Below are 16,228 nucleotides of genomic sequence, written 5' to 3'. Positions count from 1 at the left end.
CTACCGGCGAAGACCTGGGGGGGGAGCGCCGGATCGGCCGGCGGTGTCGTGGAGGACGGTGCTGGTGACGCCCTGGCCGGTGGGGCCGAAGGTCACCGTCGTGTCGAGTCCGGTCCAGCGTCCTTCGGGCCGGCGGTGGAGGTGGACGGTCAGGTCGACGTTGGGGAACATCCAGGCGGTGGGCGGCCGGCGCACCGCGATGCCGTTGGCGGTGTCGACGAGGGCGACGTAGGACGCGAGCGGGCTCGCGGTCTGCCCGGCGACGAGGTCGAGCGAGGTGGAGATCCAGGCGGTCGCGCGGCCCGGCCGGGGAGGGGCGAGCGGGCGGACGTCCAGGGAGGCGATGTACCCGCCCGGCCACACGGAGGTCAGCGGCCAGGAGGCGAGCGCCGAGGGAGGGGTGAGCCTCACGCCGGCTCCGCCGCCGCCGCCGCCGACGACGGCGGCGGTCGTGTCGTGGGAGGCGAGGAGCCAGGCCCGGGCGCGTACCACCGGAAGGCCGGCGACGAGCGCGACGGCTTCGAGCAGTTCGATGGTGCGGCCGGGCCGGAGGGTCTCCACCCGGATCTCGCACTCGTCGAGGGCCAGGCGCCCGAGGATGTCGAAGCTGGTCCGGGACAGGGACAGGCCGTTGTCCGGCCGGGCGGTCAGGTGGCGGTCGATGGCGTGGACGATGAGGCCACCGAGCGGGCTGAAGTGCTGTTCGCCGGGGTCCCATGCGCCGCTCGCGTTCGAGGGGGGTTTGTACCGGTGCTCGTCGATGGGCTCGTAGTAGCTGCCGGGGTTCAACGGGTGGCTCCCTCTCGGGTCGGGGACGGGGGCATGACGGCGCGACGGCACGGGGTGTCAGCGGGCGAAGACCGTACTGGCGAGTGCCACGTGGACGGCGGTGCCGCCGAGGATGCTCAGCAGGGCGTCGCGGCGCCACAGGTGCAGGCCGACGGTGGCGGCCAGGCCGGCCAGTGGGGCGAGGGCGTCTGTCTGGGAGAGGGGAAGGTCGCGCAGGCAGTAGACGACCAGGATCAGCATGACGCCGGCGGGCATGCGGGTGCTGAGGTACTGGACGGTGCCGCTGGCCCGCAGCGGGGCGAGGGCGGCGAAGGGCAGGGCGCGCAGGGCCCAGGTGACGGCGGCGGTGACGATGATCGCGGCGATGGCGTAGCGGGCGTCAGGCACGGCTCGGCCTCCTGCCGGCCGCGAAGTGCCGGGCCAGCAGCCCGGCGGTGAACAGGGCGAAGGCGACCATCAGCATCTGGCTCGGGAGGACGAGCCGGGCGGCCAGGGCGCTGAGGACGGCGAGTACGGGGGTGGGGAGGTCGCCGCGCAGATCGCGGACGGCGTCGAGGGCGAGCACGGTGAACAGGGCGGTCAGGGCGAAGTCCAGGCCGGTGACGCTCTCGGGGATGAGGGAGCCGAGCAGGGCCACGGCTGTCGCACTGCCCGCCCAGTACAGGTGCAGGAAGAGCTGCAGCCACAGGATGCGAGGGCTGGACCAGGAGCGTGCCCGCTCGGCCGAGGTCAGCGCGTACGCCTCGTCGCAGAGCGCGAAGGTGCTGTACGCCTTGCCGACGCGGCCCTTCACACGGTGCAGGGGGAAGGACAGGGCGTAGAAGACGTGCCGGACGTTCACCATGAACGCCGCGACGGCGATCGACGCCAACGGAGCCGCGGCGACGACCAGGCCGACGATGGGGATCTCGGGGACATCCAGGTCCGACTCCACGCCACGCCAGTGGTCGTAGTGGTTGTAGTAGTCGGTGAAGAAGTCGTTCTGGAGCTTGTGCCAGGTGATGACGTCCGGGACGACGTCGTTGGCCTTGGCGTAGGCCAGGAACTCTGCCATCGTCCGGCTGTTGTAACTGGCGAAGCCCGGGCCGGCGATCTTGGTTGTCGGGTCGAGCGCGCGGATGTGGTTGTAGACCGTCTTCCAGTCGTCGAAGAACTTCTGCCGCGTCGTGGTGTTGCTGAACATTCCGCTGTACCAGATCCAGTCCGGCTCGTTGAACGGAACGTAGACGTACTTGCCGTAGTTGGGGTCGGCCTTCACGTCGGCGACCATGTCGTCGATCTTGCTGAGGTAGTCGGTCAGGCCGGCTTCCTCATAGGGCCAGTACCGGTAGATGTCCTGCATGTAGATCTGGATTTCCTTGGTCCCCGCCCGCAGGTACTGGGGAGCCACGTCGAACGCGTCGCCGCTGGGGTGCTGAAGTCCCCCCTGCGGTTTCTGCGCGGCCTGCTGGGGGTGCAGCGGCTGGAGCACGTTGTCGGTCGTGACGCCGGCGTTGCCCATGCCGTAGAGGAATCCCGACGCGCCGTGCGCGATGTCTCCGGTGGTCTGCGACAGATCGACGGCCAGTTGGGCGTTGGCCGCGTAGCTGGTGGTGGGGGACACGATTCCGCTGATCATGAGCATGCCAGCGAGTAGGCCGAGTGTGACTTGGCGTCTCATGCTTCCTCTCTCAGGGTTGGTTGCGGGGGACGTCGCGCACGACGGCGACGCCGTAGGGAGGCAGGCGCAGGCGGCCGGTGGCGGCGATCTGGGGGTCGTCGGCCAGCAGGTCGACGGGCTGGGACAGCCCGGAGCCGAGGTCGACGGTCACCTCGTCGGTGGTGTGGTTGAGCAGGAAGAGGTGCTCGGTGCCGTCGGCGGCGCGGCGGCGCACCGCTTCGACGCCCTCGGGGGTGGCCGGCGCGGGCGTGACCCCGGCGCCGGTGACACAGTCCAGGACGAGGCGGCGCAGGGTCTCGCGGTCGGGCGAGGTGCCGAGGTAGGTGGCGGTGCCGGTGCCGAAACGGTGCCGGGTGACGGCAGGCCCGCCCTTCAGTTCGCCGTCGGTGTAGGCGGCCAGCGCTTCGGCGCCGGCCAGGTCGATGACGTCCTGCCATTCGACGGCGGTGCCGGTGTGGCCGGCGTGACGCAGCCCGCACGTCTCGCCGGGCCGCAGCGGCGCGAACTCGTCGATCTCGATACCGAGCAGATCGCGGAAGGCGCCGGGGTGGCCGCCGGACCGTACCCGGTCGTGCTCGTCGACGATGCCCGAGAAGTACGACATCAGCAGATGGCCGCCCGCGCGAACGTACTCGGTGATGTTGTCCGCGCCCGCGTCGTCGACCAGGTAGAGGTTGGGCACGACCAGCAACCGGTAGGCGCTCAGGTCGCTGTGCGGGCGGACGAAGTCGACCGCGATGTTGGCGTCCCACAGCGGGCGGTAGTGGTCGAGCAGGCGGTCGGTGAAGCGCAGGTCGTTGGCGGGGTGGTCGGGGCCTTCCAGAGCCCACCAGCTCTCCCAGTCCAGGACCACCGCCACGTCGGCGCGGTCGCGGACGCCCCCCGACAGCTCGGCCAGCCGTGCCACGTCCTTGCCCAGGGTGGTCACCTCGCGCCAGGTACGGGTGCGGGTGCCGCCGTGCGGGACCATGGCCGAGTGGAAGCGCTCGGCGCCGGCCCGCGAGGCGCGCCACTGGAAGAACATCACCGAGTCCGCGCCCCGGGCCACCGCCTGCAGGGAGCGCGGCCGCAACTGCCCTGCGGGGCGGGCGTGGTTGCGGACGTCGGTGAGATTGCGGCCGGTGGCGGACTCCAGTACCAGCCAGGGCTTGCCGCCGCGCAGCGAGCGCATGAGGTCGAAGTTGCAGGCGGCGAGCAGCGGGCCCTCCTGGTCCTGGGGCCCCGGATAGACGTCGAGGGTGACCACGTCCTCCTCGGCGGCCCAGCGCCAGTAGTCCAGGTGCTTGAAGGACCCCATGAAGTTGGTGGTGACCGGCAGTTCGGGTGTGTGTCGCCGGACGATGTCGCGTTCGGCGCGGTAGCACTCCAGCGCCGCGGCGTCGGAGAAGCGGGCGAAGTCCAGCAGCTGGCCGGGGTTGGGGCCCGACACCGTCCGGGAACGGGCGGCGGGGGTGCCGACGTGGTCGAAGGAGTCGTAGCGCTGGCCCCAGAAGGCCGTGCCCCAGGCGTCGTTCAACGCCTCGACCGTGCCGTAGCGGTCGGCGAGCCAGCGGCGGAAGTGCGTGACGGAGGCGTCGCAGTGACAGCCGAAGCCGATGTACTCGTTGCCTATGTGCCACATGGCCAGCGCGGGATGGCCGGCGTAGCGCTCGGCCAGCCGTTCGGTGATCCGCGCCGCGTAGTGCCGGAAGACCGGTGAGGACTGGCAGTAGTGGCAGCGGGAGCCGAAGGCGATCCGGCGGCCCTCGCCGTCCACGGGCAGTGTCTCGGGATGCTCGTGGGCGAGCCAGGAGGGCGGGGCCGCGGAGGATCAGGTCGGTGCCGACCAGGTTCACCTCGCCGAATCCCATGGCCCGGGTGGCCGAGTCGATGGGGCTCAGCCCCGGCTGGTACAGGAATCCCCACAGCAGAGCCGCGATGACGCCCGGCACGGTGTAGGGGAGGATGTAGATGGCCCTGAACATCCGCTTCATGACGACCAGCCGGGAGTCGAGCAGGAGCGCGAGCACGGTCGCCAGGCCGAGCATGAGGGGGACCGCCACGGCGCCGTACGCGAAGAGGCGCAGCACGCCCTGGTAGAACTCCGGGGTGGTGAAGACGGTGACGTAGCTGCTCAGCCCCACGAACTTCAGCTCGGACCCGCCGAAGCCGAGGCCGCTGAACTCCTGCTGGAACATGCTCGTGTAGACGGCGTAGCCGATCGGGTAGAAGAAGAGTCCGGCGAAGACGAGTGCGAACGGGGCCAGGAACCCGTAGGCGGCCAGCAGGCGCCGGCGGTCCTGGCGCAGTCTCGGCGGCCGGCCCTTCCCCCGCTCCTCGTACCCGCGGGTACGAGGAGCGCTGTCGAGGGTGGTTGTCATCAGGATGCCTCGGTCACGTTCATGCCCTGCTTGCGCATGTAGGCCACGACCGACTTCTGGGTCGCCTTCAGCGCCTCGGCCAGGGTCATCTCCCCGTTCACGGCCTTGCTGAGGTAGTCCTGCTCGGTGGTGAACCATTCGTTGGCCACCGGCCCGTAGTTGTAGTCACGGGCGACGGCGTGGTTCGAGGCGGCGATCGTGTCGTAGATCTTCTGTCCCCGAAGAAGTCGTCCGGCTTGGTGAGCGCCTCGGACTTCTGGGCCTTCAGGTTCGTCGGATAGACCGTGATCTTGGGAATCCAGTAGTCCGACCACACCTGCTGGTTCGTGGTGAGGAACTTGATGAACTCCAGGGCTTCCTTGGGGTGCTCGGTCTTCTTGAAGACGACCGTCGAGGACCCGCCCCAGCTGCCGCTGGCCTCCACTCCCGGTGTCCACTGCGGCATGGGGGCGACGCTCCACTTGCCGGCGGTCTTCGGCGCGAACGACTTCAGCGGGCCGGGCGCCCAGGCGGCGCTCATCCAGGAGGCGAGCTTGCCCGTGTTGTAGGCCTGCGACCACTCGCTGGAGAAGTGCGGAAGCGTCATGACGACCTGGTCGTCGATGAGCTCCTGCATGGTGTTCGCGACCTCCAGGGACTCCTTCCCCGCGATGTCCACCACCCAGGTGTCGCCCTTCACCTTGAACGGCTTCGCTCCATTGGCCCAGGCCATCGCATTGAAGACGGACGCGTCGTTGGTGGGGAAGTCGGCCAGGTACACGTCGGGGGCCTTCTTGTGCAGGTCCTTCGCCACCTGCACGTACTCGGCCATCGTCGTCGGCACCTTCAGGCCGTACTTCTCGAAGATGTCCTTGCGGAAGTACAGCGACAGCGGGCCGGCGTCGACGGGCAGCCCGTACAGGCCGTCGCCGACGTGGACCGTGCTCCACGCCCATGACTCGAAGTTGGCGGAGAGCGCGGAGGCGTTGCCTCCGTCGACGGTGTTCAGGTCGAGCAGGGACCCCGTGGTGACGAACTGCGGCAGGTACTGGGTGTCGAAGGCCGCGACGTCGGGCTCCTTGCCGGCCTTGACGTCGAGCAGCAGCTTCGCCTGCGGGATGGTGTTGCCGCTGGCCGCCACGATGTCCATCTTGATCTTGATGTCGGGGTGCTGCTTGTTCCACAGATCGAGCAGGACCTTGCTGTCGGGGAACGGCGTCTTCACCCAGAACGTCAGCTCGACCGGCCCGTCCGCGGCATCGGTCGAGTCTCCCGAGGAGCTACAGGCGGCAGCCGTCAGAGCGGTGGCCGTCGTGAGAGCTATCGCGGCCAGGTACCGCCGCTTCGGGGCGGGCCGGGAAGGGGTTCTGCTGTCGTGGTCGGACACTGGTGGCTCCTTTACCTGCAGTGCAACTTTGGTTTGCTGGACGTGACTTGGGTTCGCTGGACGTGACTTGGGTTCGCTGGACGGTGACTTGGGTTCGCTGGTGTGATCCGGACGCCGAGAGCCGTCTGGGCTGTGCCGACGATTCGTCGATGCGTATCGATGATGGATCGATGAGTGGCGGTGTGCGGCGGTGTGCGGAGCGGTGTGCGGTGTCGTCGATCCGTATCGACGACGGGCGTGACAGAGGTAGCCGTTCGGTGGGTCGCCCCTACCGGGGCGTGGGTCCGCCGTTCAGCGGCTGAGGGTGGTGACGGTCGTCCTACGGCGGGTCAGCCGGGAAGGGACCAGCTCGACGCCGTACGGCGGCGGGGTCCCGCCTTCGTCGTCGAGTAAGGCGAACAGGGCGCGCATCGCGCGACGGAGATCTCACGGGGTGCGTGGGAGACGTTCGTGACCGCCGGTTCCATCGCCTCGGCCGCCGAGTCGGTGCAGTGCCCGACGACCGAGATGTCACGGCCGGGCACCATTCCCCGCTGGAGAAGGGCTCCCAGCACATGGGGGATGGCCGACGTGTGAGGCACGATCAGCCCGTCGGGCCGCTCGGCGCCGCTCAGTGCCTGGTCCACCACGATGCGGGCGCCCGACGGCGTGGATTCCGGTAGCTGGACGAGCCCGGTGCGGATGCCGGCGGAGGCCGCCTCTCGTCGACACCGCGCTGGAACTGACCGATGAAGCTGTTGCCGCGGGCCACCGTGTGCGGCGGATGTCCGATCACCACGATGCGCTGGTGGCCCGTGCCGGCCAACTCCTGTACCGCGAGCCGGCCGGCTTGGGTGAAATCGATGTCCACGCAGTACAAATCCGCGGGGTCCTCGGGGATGCCGATCAGGACCACCGGTACGCGCAGCGAGGGGATCACCGGGAGACGCTCGTCGTCTGCCGTGATGACCATCAGCACGATCCCGTCGCACAGCGACCGGCCGTCGAGCCGGGTCAGCCCCGCGGCGCCCTCGTCCGCGGTCACCAGCAGCACGTCGTGGTCGGCCTCCCGAGCGCACTGGGTGATCGTCTCCAGGAACGGCACGACACCCGTGTTGCCCAGATCCCCGCCGACCGGGACCACCAGCCCGATGACCCGCGTACGGCGGCTGGCCAGCGCCTGCGCCCCGGCGTTCGGCTGGTAGGACAGCAGGTCGATCGCGGCCTGGACCCGCCTGCGGGTCTCCTCCGAGATCGGGCGCTTGCCCGTCATGACGTACGAGACGGTGCTCTGCGACACGCCGGCGAGGCGCGCCACATCCCTGCTGGTGAACACGGTCTGGAACCTCCTGCCATCGTCGATGCGGATCGATTGGGCGTCGGGAGCGTAAGCACGGGCCGCCGCGGGCGCAAGATCCCGCGTAGAACCTTGAGGTAACGGCTCGGGCGGGCGCGGCCCCGGGCAGCGCCGTGCCGGGAAGACGGATGATCGCTGAGAGGGCAGCGGGTCCGGCAGCGGGTCCGGCGGAGGAACCGATCCGGCCGCCGCTGACGCGCCCCAGCCCCCGGAGCTTTCGCGGACGACGAGCTCGGTACCGAGGGAGGTCCGCGCGGGAGGCGGGTAGTCGCTCTCCACCTGGCCGCGCAGGAGCGCGAAGGCGTCGCGGCCCAGCCCCCGGAAGTCCATACGGACGGTGCTGAGGGCGGGAGTGACGAACCCCGAGTGCGGGGCGTCGTCGAAACCGATCACGCTGACGTCTTCGGGCACCCGGCGCCCGGCGTGGTGCAGGGCGCGCAGTACGCCCAGCGCCAGATCGTCGTTGCCGCAGAGGACCGCTGTGACACCCGGGTCGCGGGCGAGTTCTTCTCCCACCTCGTAACCGGCCCGCGCGTCCCAGCCCTTGCCGCCGTGGGGCTCGGGCGGGGTGACGCCGGCCTCCTGAAGCGCCTTGTGCCAGCCCTGCGCCCGTGGACCCTGTGAGCGCCGGGCGCCGACGGACGTCGGGATCGCGACGTAGTGAACGGTCCGGTGCCCGAGCCCCAGCAGATACGCGGTGGCGGCGCGGGCCGCCTCCCGGTCGTCCGCCCACACGGCTGGACGGGGAGGTCTCCGGCCGTGTGGGGGAGCTTCGACGACCGCGGCGCACGGCACGTCCGCCGGGACCCGGCGCAGAGCCGACGCGCCGAGCCGGTCGAATCCGATGACCAGAAGTCCGCCGCCGCCGGCGGCCGATGCCGAGGCGATCGTGCGGTCCAGGTCGTCCCCGGGCGTCAGTACCTTCACGCCCAGCGTGTAGCCCGCGCCGCGGGCCGCTTCCTCCAGGCCCCGCAGGGTCGCCGCGTAGCCGTAGAGGGTCGTGTTCGAGGTCAGCACGGTGACGGCCCGGGTCACACCGCTGGCCAGTGCGAACGCGGTGGCGTTGCGCCGGAATCCCAGCGTGTCGATGGCCGCCTCGACCCGCTCGCGGGTCTCCTCGCGGACGCTCGGGTGGCCGTTGATGACCCTGGAGACCGTCTGGTGGGAGACGCCCGCCGCCTGTGCGACGTCGCGAATACTGGCGGTCTTCCGCAGCTCCTGGCCGGGGCCCCGGATGCCGCCGGAGCTTGTGTGACCGGTCACATTAATGCGAGGATTGTGACCGGTCACATGACCGTCGTCAATAGATGGAAGCCGCGGATTTACGCGGCGATCACACAAGGGCCACCGCACGCACCGCCGCTGCGGCACCGGACGGCGGTCGGCGAAAGGCCTTCCGTAGGCCCGTCGTAGGCCTACGGAAGGCCTACGACGGGCCTACGACAGGCCGCGAAAGATCGCACTCCACGGAAGGGAAACCGCGTTGACTACTGCCGTCGAAGCAGCCGAGAGGTCTCTTCTCTGGTCCCACGAGGCCCTCGGACTGCACGTCATGGCGGATCCCGCCGGGTCGGTCAGGCTGGGAGCACCGGGCCAGGACTGGAACCGCCTGCTCCCCCTGGTCGAGGTCACCGCCACCGGTCACGGCCGCACCTGGTCGGGAGAGCGTTTCATCGACACCGCCATCGGCGACCGACTGACCTACCTCGGCCACGAGACGGGCCAGGACGGGAACTGGCAGTGCACCACCATCAGACTGGCGGACCCGGAGACCGGCCTCGCCGCCCACATCACCCTGCGGACCTGCCCCGGCGCGGGCTTCCTCCGCTCGCAGGTGCGCCTGGTCAACGAGGGGAGCACCCCGCTTCGGCTGGAGAGCGTGTCGACCCTGGCCCTCGGCGGCATCGTGGACGCCTCGGGAGCCCTGGACGGCCTGGCCCTGCACTGGGCGGACAACGACTGGCTCGCCGAGTGCCGTTGGCGCGAGGCCCCGTTCCGTGACCACATCGTCCCCCTGAGCCGCTCCGCCCACGGCCACGAAGGGCGCGGCTGCTTCGAGCGGTACTCACAGGGAAGCTGGTCGACGGGACGGCACCTGCCGACCGCCGCGCTCACCGATGGGGCGGGCCGCGCCTGGCTCTGGCAGATCGAGTCCGGCACGGGCTGGCGCTACGAGACCGGTGAACGGGAAGGCGCCGCCTACGTCGCTCTGTTCGGCCCCGACGACGCCCACCACCAGTGGCGCGAGACCCTGACCCCCGGCGAGGAGTTCACCACGGTCCCGGCCGTCCTCGTCGGGGTCGAGGCGGGCGGTCTGGACGCCGCCTTCGGTGAACTCACCACCTACCGCCGCCGTATCCGCCGCGGTCACCCGGACCACACGGCACTCCCGGTGATCTACAACGACTACATGAACACCCTGATGGGCGACCCCACCGCCGACAGACTCCTGCCGCTCGTCGAAGCGGCGGGAGCGGCCGGCGCCGAGGTGTTCGTCATCGATGCCGGCTGGTACGACGACGACGCCCAGGGATGGTGGGACGCCGTCGGGGCCTGGGAAGCCTCGGGGAGTCGCTTTCCGGGCGGTATCCAGCGGGTCCTGGACGACATCAGAGAGCACGGGATGACTCCGGGACTGTGGCTGGAGCCCGAAGTGGTCGGCGTACGCAGCCCGTTGGCCCGTGCCCTCCCGCCCGAGGCCTTCTTCCACCGGGGCGGAGTCCGTGTGACGGAACACGGCCGCCACCACCTGGACCTGCGCCATCCCGCCGCCCGCGCCCATCTCGACCAGGTCGTCGACCGGATCGTGGGCGACTGGGGAGTGGGCTACCTGAAGTTCGACTACAACATCAACGTCGGTGCCGGCACCGAGAGCGGCGCCGAGAGCGCGGGCGCCGGCCTGCTCGGGCACCACCGCGCCTACCTCGACTGGCTCGGCTCCCTCCTCGACCGGTACCCCCACCTGGTCCTGGAGAACTGCTCCTCGGGCGGCCTGCGCATGGACTACGCCCAGCTCGCGGTCGTCCAGCTGCAGTCCACCAGCGACCAGCAGGACCCGCTGCGCTATCCGCCGATCGCCGCGGCGGCAGCCACCGGGGCCACCCCCGAACAGGCCGCGGTGTGGGCCTACCCGCAGCCGCACTTCACCCCCGACGAGATCGCCTTCACCCTCACCGGCGCGCTTCAGGGCCGTATCCACCTGTCCGGGTTCCTCGACCGCATGAGCCCGGAGCAGTTCGACCTCGTCCGCCAGGGCATCACCGTCCACAAGTCCATACGCTCACAGATCCCCGACAGCCTCCCCTTCTGGCCGCTCGGGCTGCCCGTGTGGGAAGACCCCTGGATCGCCTACGGCCGGCGTGGCCACGACGCCACCTGGCTCACGCTGTGGCGACGGGAGCCGACCGCCGGTGAGCACGTCCCGGGCCCGCGAGACCAGCACGGGACCGACGACAGCACCCGCACCCTCAAGATCCCCCACCTGCGCGGCACCCACCTGCGTCCCACGCTGCTCTACCCGGCCACCGCCGACGCCACGGCTGCCTGGGACGCCGCCCTCGGGCAGCTCACCGTCTCACTGCCCCGCCCCGACACCGCCGTACTCCTCCGTCTCGACACGGCTCCGGCGACACAGGGGCGCGAAGGGTGACGGGACGGCGGGCCCGAGACCGGCTCGGAACTGACGCGACAGGCGGGCGAAAGCCGCGGAGCCCACCGTGCCGGCGGGCGCGCCGCGGGCAACCGGGGGTCAGCCGTCCTGGCCGAGTGGATGGCTGAAGCCCTGGGCCGCGATGAGTGTGGCCGCTTCGGCGAGATCGGTGGCGAAGCGCTCCACGGCCTCGTACGGGAAGCGGTGGCTGGGCCCGCTGAGGGAGAGGGAGGCGATGACCGTGCCGGAGCGGCTGGTGACCGGGACGGCCACGGCGGTCAGGCCGTCGTCCCACTCGCTGCTGCTGACCGCGTAGCCGCGCTGCGCGGCGTCCCGCGCCCAGTCCCGCAGCCGTTCCGCGTATGCCGCGCCCTCGGGGGAGGCGGCGGCGACGCGGCGCAGCAGGGTGTCGGAGGCGTCGCGCAGCAGGATCTTGGAGGAGGCGCCGGCCCACAGGGGCTGTTCGTCGCCGACGTCGACGACATGGCGCAAGGGGTGCGGGCTCTTCTCATGGGCGACGCAGACCCGGTGGGTGTCGCGGGCGACGAAGATGTTGACCGTCTCGCCCAGCCGGTCGGCGAGGTCGCGCATGACCTTGCGGGTCTCCTGCGGCACCTCCCACTGACTGCGCGCCAGGTAGGCCCAGCGCCACAGGCCGGGGCCCGCGGTGTAGCCGGAGGGGTGCGACCACAGCATGCCGCTCTCCTCCAGGGTCTGCACAAGGCGCAGCGCCGTGGTCTTGGCCAGCCCGGTGGCGTCGGTGATCTCGCGCAGGGTGACGACCGGACGCTCCTCGCTCAGCAGGTTGAGGATGTCCAGCGCGCGCCGCACACTGCGTACGCCCGTGCCCGGCTGTTCCCTGCCGGTCTCGGCCTGTGCTTCTCTGTCCTCCACGGACGTCCTCCCCATACCGGTCGTCGGCGACCCGCAGCACCGCTGCCCGTCACGCTCACCACGACCGTAGTCCGCCTGGTGGACCAATGGAACCGTAAAACCTCAGAAATTTCGTCGTAACCCTTGATGTGCGGAAACCGTGGCTCGTATGTTTCCGCTACTTGGTTCGCACGGTCCATTGAACGGACCTCCTTGATGCGGGTCGCCGCCCGCACCGTTCGGCGACGTCCCGGCTCGCCGGCAACGGTCGGCTCCGCACCCAGGAGCGCCCGCCGCCGTTCATGTCTTTTGTCCCCACCGCCGCCCTCCGTGTCCGTCCTTCGTCGTGCCGCGCGCCGCTCGCGCGGCACTGTCGGGCCGGAAGAGCCGCAGCATCCAATGGAGTGTGTGAGATGAGCAGTACCCAGAATTCGCGGCCACGGCAGGTGATACCGGTGGTACTCCCGGGTCCGGTGTCGCCAAGAGGGCGGCGGTCGCGAGCTTCATGGGGGCCGTGGTCGACTGGTACGACTTCTTCCTCTACGGCATCGTCGCCGGCCTTCTCTTCGGCGACCTGTTCTTCCCTGGCGCCTCGCCGGCCGTGGGCACCCTGGCCGCCTGGGCCACCTTCGGGGTCGGCTTCCTCTTCCGGCCGCTGGGCGGCATCGTCTTCGGCCACTTCGGCGACCGGCTCGGCCGCAAACGGATGCTCGTCCTGACCATGCTGATCATGGGCGTGGCCAGCACACTGATCGGCGTACTGCCCACCTATGCGCAGGCCGGGCTCTGGGCACCCGTGCTCCTCGTCGTGCTGCGTGCCGCACAGGGCTTCGCGGTCGGCGGCGAGTGGGGCGGCGCCGCGCTGATGGCGGTGGAGAACGCGCCCGCCAAGTGGCGCTCCCTCTACAGCAGCGGTGTCCAGGTCGGCGCCTCGGTCGGCCTGCTGCTCGCCACCCTGATCACCAAGGTCATGTCGGGCTCCACGTCGGACGCGGCCTTCCGTGCCTGGGGCTGGCGGATCCCGTTCCTGGTCAGCGCGTTCCTGGTGATCGTCGGCCTGGTGATCCGGGCCAAGGTCGAGGAGTCCGAGGTCTTCACCAAGGAGGTCGCCGCGAAGGCTGCGGACGTCAAGCCGCGCGTGCCGCTGATCGCCGCCGTGAAGTCCAACCCGAAGGGCTTCTTCGCCATCATCGGGCTGCGCTTCGTGGAACTGTTCACCTTCTACGGCGTCACGACCTTCGGCCTCGCCTACGGTACCGACGAACTCGGCCTGGACCGCGACAGCCTGCTCAACGTCAACCTGGCCGTCGGCGGACTCGCGATCATCACCATCCCGGCCTTCGCCTATCTCGCCGACCGCTTCGGCCGCCGCCGGATCTACTGCTCGGGTGCCGCGATCGGCGTCCTGAGCGCCGTGCCGTACTTCTGGGCCATGGAGACCGGCTCGCTGGTGCTGATCATCGCCTGCGCGGTGCTGCTGGTGAACATCGCCCACGACATGGCCGTCTCCGTCCAGCAGTCCCTGTTCACCGACATGTTCGGTCCCGAGTACCGCTACAGCGGCGCAGGCGTCGGCTACCAGCTCGCCAGCGCCATCGGCGGCGGCTTCACCCCCCTCATCGCCGGCTCCCTGGTCATCTGGGCGGACGGCTCCTGGTACCTGGTCGCGGGCTACTTCGCCCTCGGCTGCGCCATCTCCTTCCTGGTCGCGCTGCGGATGGGAGGCGGCGACGAAACGGCCGGAGTCCCCAAGGCGGTACGGCCGCACAGCGCGGCGACGGAGAGCGCGACCGCCTGAGTTCCCCGCGTCTTCCTCCCGGGGGTGCCGCCGACCGAAGCCGAGGTCGGCGGCACCCCCGGTCTTGTTGGGGCCCCCCCCACGCCGTATTCTGACCGCATTGCGGATCGATTGTTCCGTCTAGTGGACCGCTAGGAGTTCTGGTGAAAGCAGCTGTCCTCACGGCACCGGGCCGGATCGACACCGTCGACGACTGGCCCGAGCCCGGCCACGGCCCGTACGACGTCGTCGTGGAGATGGAAGGTGTCGGTCTGTGCGGCAGCGACCTGGCCGTCTTCCACGGCAGGCGCCGGCCGCCCACGATGCCCTGGATCATGGGCCACGAGGGCTTCGGACGGATCGCCGCCGTCGGCAGCGCCGTACGGGACCGCTCCGTGGGCCAGCAGGTCGTCATCGAACCCAACTACGCCTGCCTGAAGTGCGCGGACTGCCTCACCGGCCTCACCTCGGCCTGCGCACACCGGGACATCGTCGGCCTGAACACCCCAGGCGTCCTGGCCGAACGCGTGTCCCTTCCCGCACACTTCGCTCACCCCGTCCCCGACGGGACCACAGGCGCCGACCTCGCCGCCACCGAGCCGTACAGCGTGGCCCGGGCCGCCGTACGCCGCAGCGGCGTCACGGCCGCGGACCGCTGTCTGGTCGTCGGCGCCGGAGCACAGGGCCTGCTGGTCTGCCTGATCCTGTCCCGCCTCGGCATCGAACCGGTCGTCACCGAACCGCACCCGAAGCGGCTCGCCCGCGCCGAACGGCTGGGCGCGACAGCCGACGACGGCCGCACCGGGTTCACCTACGTCTTCGAGACCTCAGGCCACACACCGGCCCTGCGCCCGGCCGTGTACCGCGCCGCACCGGGCGCCACCGTCATCCTGATCGGCCTCAATCCCCACCGGCTTCCATTGACCACCGACGAGGTGGTCCGCCGTCAGCTGGTGCTCCGCGGCTCGATGATCTACGACCACCCCGGCGATTTCACCACCGCGATCACCGAACTCCCCGAGGCCCGGCCCGGGGTGGTCATCGAGGCCCGCTTCGCGCTGCACGAGGCCCGACAGGCCTTCGCCGGAGCCGCCGAACGTGCCGGGAAGACCTGGATCGGCATCGGGGCGGACCGTCATGCGTAGCCCATCGCGAGGGTCGGCCTCGGCGGCACGCGCGGCGAGCAACTGACCGGATCGCGCCCGGTGGTCATGGGATGGCCGACACGCCAGGAGGCGGCATCATTATGTATCGCCGCAAAATGGCTTGAAACGGGCAAGTCTGGGGTATGCGTCCGCTGTGCCGAGGCCCACGTGATGGGCCCGCCTGTCGCAGCCGTCCAGAGAGAAGGAGGCGCACAGATGAGCATGGTCAAGGAAGCGGTCGAGGTCGACGTTCCCGTCCGCACCGCCTACAACCAGTGGACGCAGTTCGAGACATTCCCGCAGTTCATGGAGGGAGTGGAGGAGATCAGGCAGCTCGATGACCGGCACAACCACTGGACCACCAAGATCGGCGGAGTCCAGCGGGAATTCGACACCGAGATCATCGACCAGCTCCCCGACGAACGGATCACCTGGCGCACCACCACCGGCGACACCCGGCAGAAAGGGACAGTCCACTTCCAGCGCCTGGACGACACGCACACCCGTGTCGAGCTCTCCATGGACGTCGAGCCCGGCGGGGTCGCCGAGAAGGTCGGGGACACCCTGGGTGTGATCGACCGGCGCATCAAGGGAGACATGCAACGCTTCAAGGAATACATCGAGAACCGAGGCACCGAATCCGGCGCCTGGCGCGGACGCGTCCAGCCTGGCTGATCCTGCCTCGTGCGCTGCTGGTGACCTGGTCGTGCGAGAAGTGACGTCCGGCTCGGTCGCCAGGCGTTCGGTCCACGGTGCTGCCGCAGGAGCTGGGGTCAAGCGGGGGCGAAGCGACCCAGAAGTCGGTCCGAGTCGGCTGCCGCCGCTGGTCTACGGGCTTGCCGCCGGTGCGGGGAATGCGGGGGCGGTCCTGGTGCGAGGGCGGCAGGACGAGTTCGTCGCCTTCTGCCGGGCGGCGGCTTTGCGATCGTGGGCGACGGACGGTGTTGAGCCTCATCCGGGTACTACTGGGGCCTCGTGATGGACTTTGGGATCGGGGACGGTGGGGGCGGGAGGGGCGGTGTCCGTGACGGGCGGGTGGCGAAGCGCCTCAGCTCCGCGCAGGCGTACTCGGCCCGGCGGGGGTGAACAGGGCAGCCACCGGACGTAGGGGGACGAAGACTCCGGTCGGGCGACGCCGGTCAGGACCTCGCGGGCAGGGCGGTTGGAGGCCAGGACGTCGGCACGGCGGCCGAGGACGAAGGCAGGCACGTGGCCGAGGGTGTTCAGCATCAGGTGCAGGCCGGGCCTGACCCGCTGCGGGCTGATCGGGGTT

13 protein-coding genes and 2 pseudogenes are annotated in these 16,228 nt (G+C 70.2%); 4 read left to right on the top strand and 11 right to left on the bottom strand.

What is annotated here, in order from left to right; all coding sequences use genetic code 11:
- The 9 genes and pseudogenes from I8N67_RS03000 to I8N67_RS44105 form a co-directional block, all read right to left on the bottom strand.
- Positions 1–789, bottom strand: coding sequence for a thioesterase family protein (locus I8N67_RS03000; RefSeq protein WP_200300977.1), 789 nt, complete (start codon positions 787–789; stop codon positions 1–3).
- A gap of 57 nt (positions 790–846) precedes the next feature.
- On the bottom strand, positions 847–1,176 hold the full coding sequence (locus tag I8N67_RS02995; RefSeq protein ID WP_200300976.1) for a branched-chain amino acid transporter permease: 330 nt from the start codon (positions 1,174–1,176) through the stop codon (positions 847–849).
- Positions 1,169–2,449, bottom strand: a complete 1,281-nt coding sequence (locus I8N67_RS44475) for an AzlC family ABC transporter permease (RefSeq protein ID WP_372443616.1) — start codon at positions 2,447–2,449, stop codon at positions 1,169–1,171. The genes I8N67_RS02995 and I8N67_RS44475 overlap by 8 nt, the downstream gene beginning before the upstream one ends.
- Before the next feature lie 10 nt (positions 2,450–2,459).
- Positions 2,460–3,302 carry a beta-galactosidase gene (locus I8N67_RS44965; protein ID WP_504740360.1) on the bottom strand — a complete coding sequence of 281 codons (843 nt, stop codon included), beginning with the start codon at positions 3,300–3,302 and terminating at the stop codon, positions 2,460–2,462.
- Positions 3,303–3,359: 57 nt separating this feature from the next.
- Positions 3,360–4,244: pseudogene (locus I8N67_RS44960) on the bottom strand (beta-galactosidase); the annotation flags it as partial.
- Positions 4,245–4,808: 564 nt separating this feature from the next.
- The gene (locus I8N67_RS02980) at positions 4,809–4,958 is read right to left on the bottom strand and encodes a hypothetical protein (RefSeq protein WP_200300974.1); all 150 of its coding nucleotides are present in this window, start codon (positions 4,956–4,958) and stop codon (positions 4,809–4,811) included.
- Positions 4,907–6,175 (bottom strand): ABC transporter substrate-binding protein, encoded by a 1,269-nt coding sequence (locus tag I8N67_RS02975; RefSeq protein WP_200300973.1) that lies wholly within the window; start codon positions 6,173–6,175, stop codon positions 4,907–4,909. Before I8N67_RS02975 ends, I8N67_RS02980 begins: the two co-directional genes overlap by 52 nt.
- A 329-nt stretch (positions 6,176–6,504) precedes the next feature.
- On the bottom strand, positions 6,505–6,858 hold the full coding sequence (locus I8N67_RS02970; RefSeq protein WP_307835139.1) for a substrate-binding domain-containing protein: 354 nt from the start codon (positions 6,856–6,858) through the stop codon (positions 6,505–6,507).
- Positions 6,786–8,774: a LacI family DNA-binding transcriptional regulator gene (locus I8N67_RS44105; RefSeq protein WP_307835132.1), complete on the bottom strand. Its 1,989-nt coding sequence runs from the start codon at positions 8,772–8,774 to the stop codon at positions 6,786–6,788. The genes I8N67_RS02970 and I8N67_RS44105 overlap by 73 nt, the downstream gene beginning before the upstream one ends.
- A 289-nt stretch (positions 8,775–9,063) precedes the next feature.
- On the opposite strand from I8N67_RS44105, the gene I8N67_RS02955 reads away from it, so the two are divergent.
- Positions 9,064–11,160 (top strand): alpha-galactosidase, encoded by a 2,097-nt coding sequence (locus I8N67_RS02955; RefSeq protein ID WP_200301107.1) that lies wholly within the window; start codon positions 9,064–9,066, stop codon positions 11,158–11,160.
- A 99-nt stretch (positions 11,161–11,259) separates the two neighbouring features.
- Here I8N67_RS02955 and I8N67_RS02950 read toward each other — a convergent pair whose 3' ends face one another.
- Positions 11,260–12,054 (bottom strand): IclR family transcriptional regulator, encoded by a 795-nt coding sequence (locus I8N67_RS02950; protein WP_307835131.1) that lies wholly within the window; start codon positions 12,052–12,054, stop codon positions 11,260–11,262.
- 451 nt (positions 12,055–12,505) lie between these two features.
- Here I8N67_RS02950 and shiA point away from each other — a divergent pair.
- The 3 genes and pseudogenes from shiA to I8N67_RS02935 all read left to right on the top strand — a co-directional run.
- A pseudogene (gene shiA / locus I8N67_RS02945) lies at positions 12,506–13,831 on the top strand (shikimate transporter); the annotation flags it as partial.
- Positions 13,832–13,974: 143 nt separating this feature from the next.
- Positions 13,975–14,955 carry a zinc-dependent alcohol dehydrogenase gene (locus tag I8N67_RS02940; protein ID WP_200300970.1) on the top strand — a complete coding sequence of 327 codons (981 nt, stop codon included), beginning with the start codon at positions 13,975–13,977 and terminating at the stop codon, positions 14,953–14,955.
- Positions 14,956–15,171: 216 nt separating this feature from the next.
- The gene (locus I8N67_RS02935; protein ID WP_200300969.1) at positions 15,172–15,630 is read left to right on the top strand and encodes an SRPBCC family protein; all 459 of its coding nucleotides are present in this window, start codon (positions 15,172–15,174) and stop codon (positions 15,628–15,630) included.
- Positions 15,631–15,906: 276 nt separating this feature from the next.
- On the opposite strand, the gene I8N67_RS42215 is transcribed toward I8N67_RS02935, so the two are convergent.
- Positions 15,907–16,228: MmyB family transcriptional regulator (locus I8N67_RS42215; RefSeq protein ID WP_443729038.1), on the bottom strand; the 322-nt coding region annotated here is incomplete at its 5' end.

Source organism: Streptomyces adelaidensis (assembly GCF_016598475.1).
GTDB classification, from domain to species: Bacteria; Actinomycetota; Actinomycetes; order Streptomycetales; family Streptomycetaceae; genus Streptomyces; species Streptomyces adelaidensis.
Note: the sequence above shows the minus strand (reverse complement) of the source record. Positions and strands in the feature narration are given on the sequence as shown.

Coding starts and splice junctions, on each gene's coding strand:
- I8N67_RS44475 (WP_372443616.1), bottom strand. CDS start 2,449: ATGAGACGCCAAGTCACACTCGGCCTACTCGCTGGCATGCTCATGATC.
- I8N67_RS02955 (WP_200301107.1), top strand. CDS start 9,064: ATGGCGGATCCCGCCGGGTCGGTCAGGCTGGGAGCACCGGGCCAGGAC.
- I8N67_RS02935 (WP_200300969.1), top strand. CDS start 15,172: ATGAGCATGGTCAAGGAAGCGGTCGAGGTCGACGTTCCCGTCCGCACC.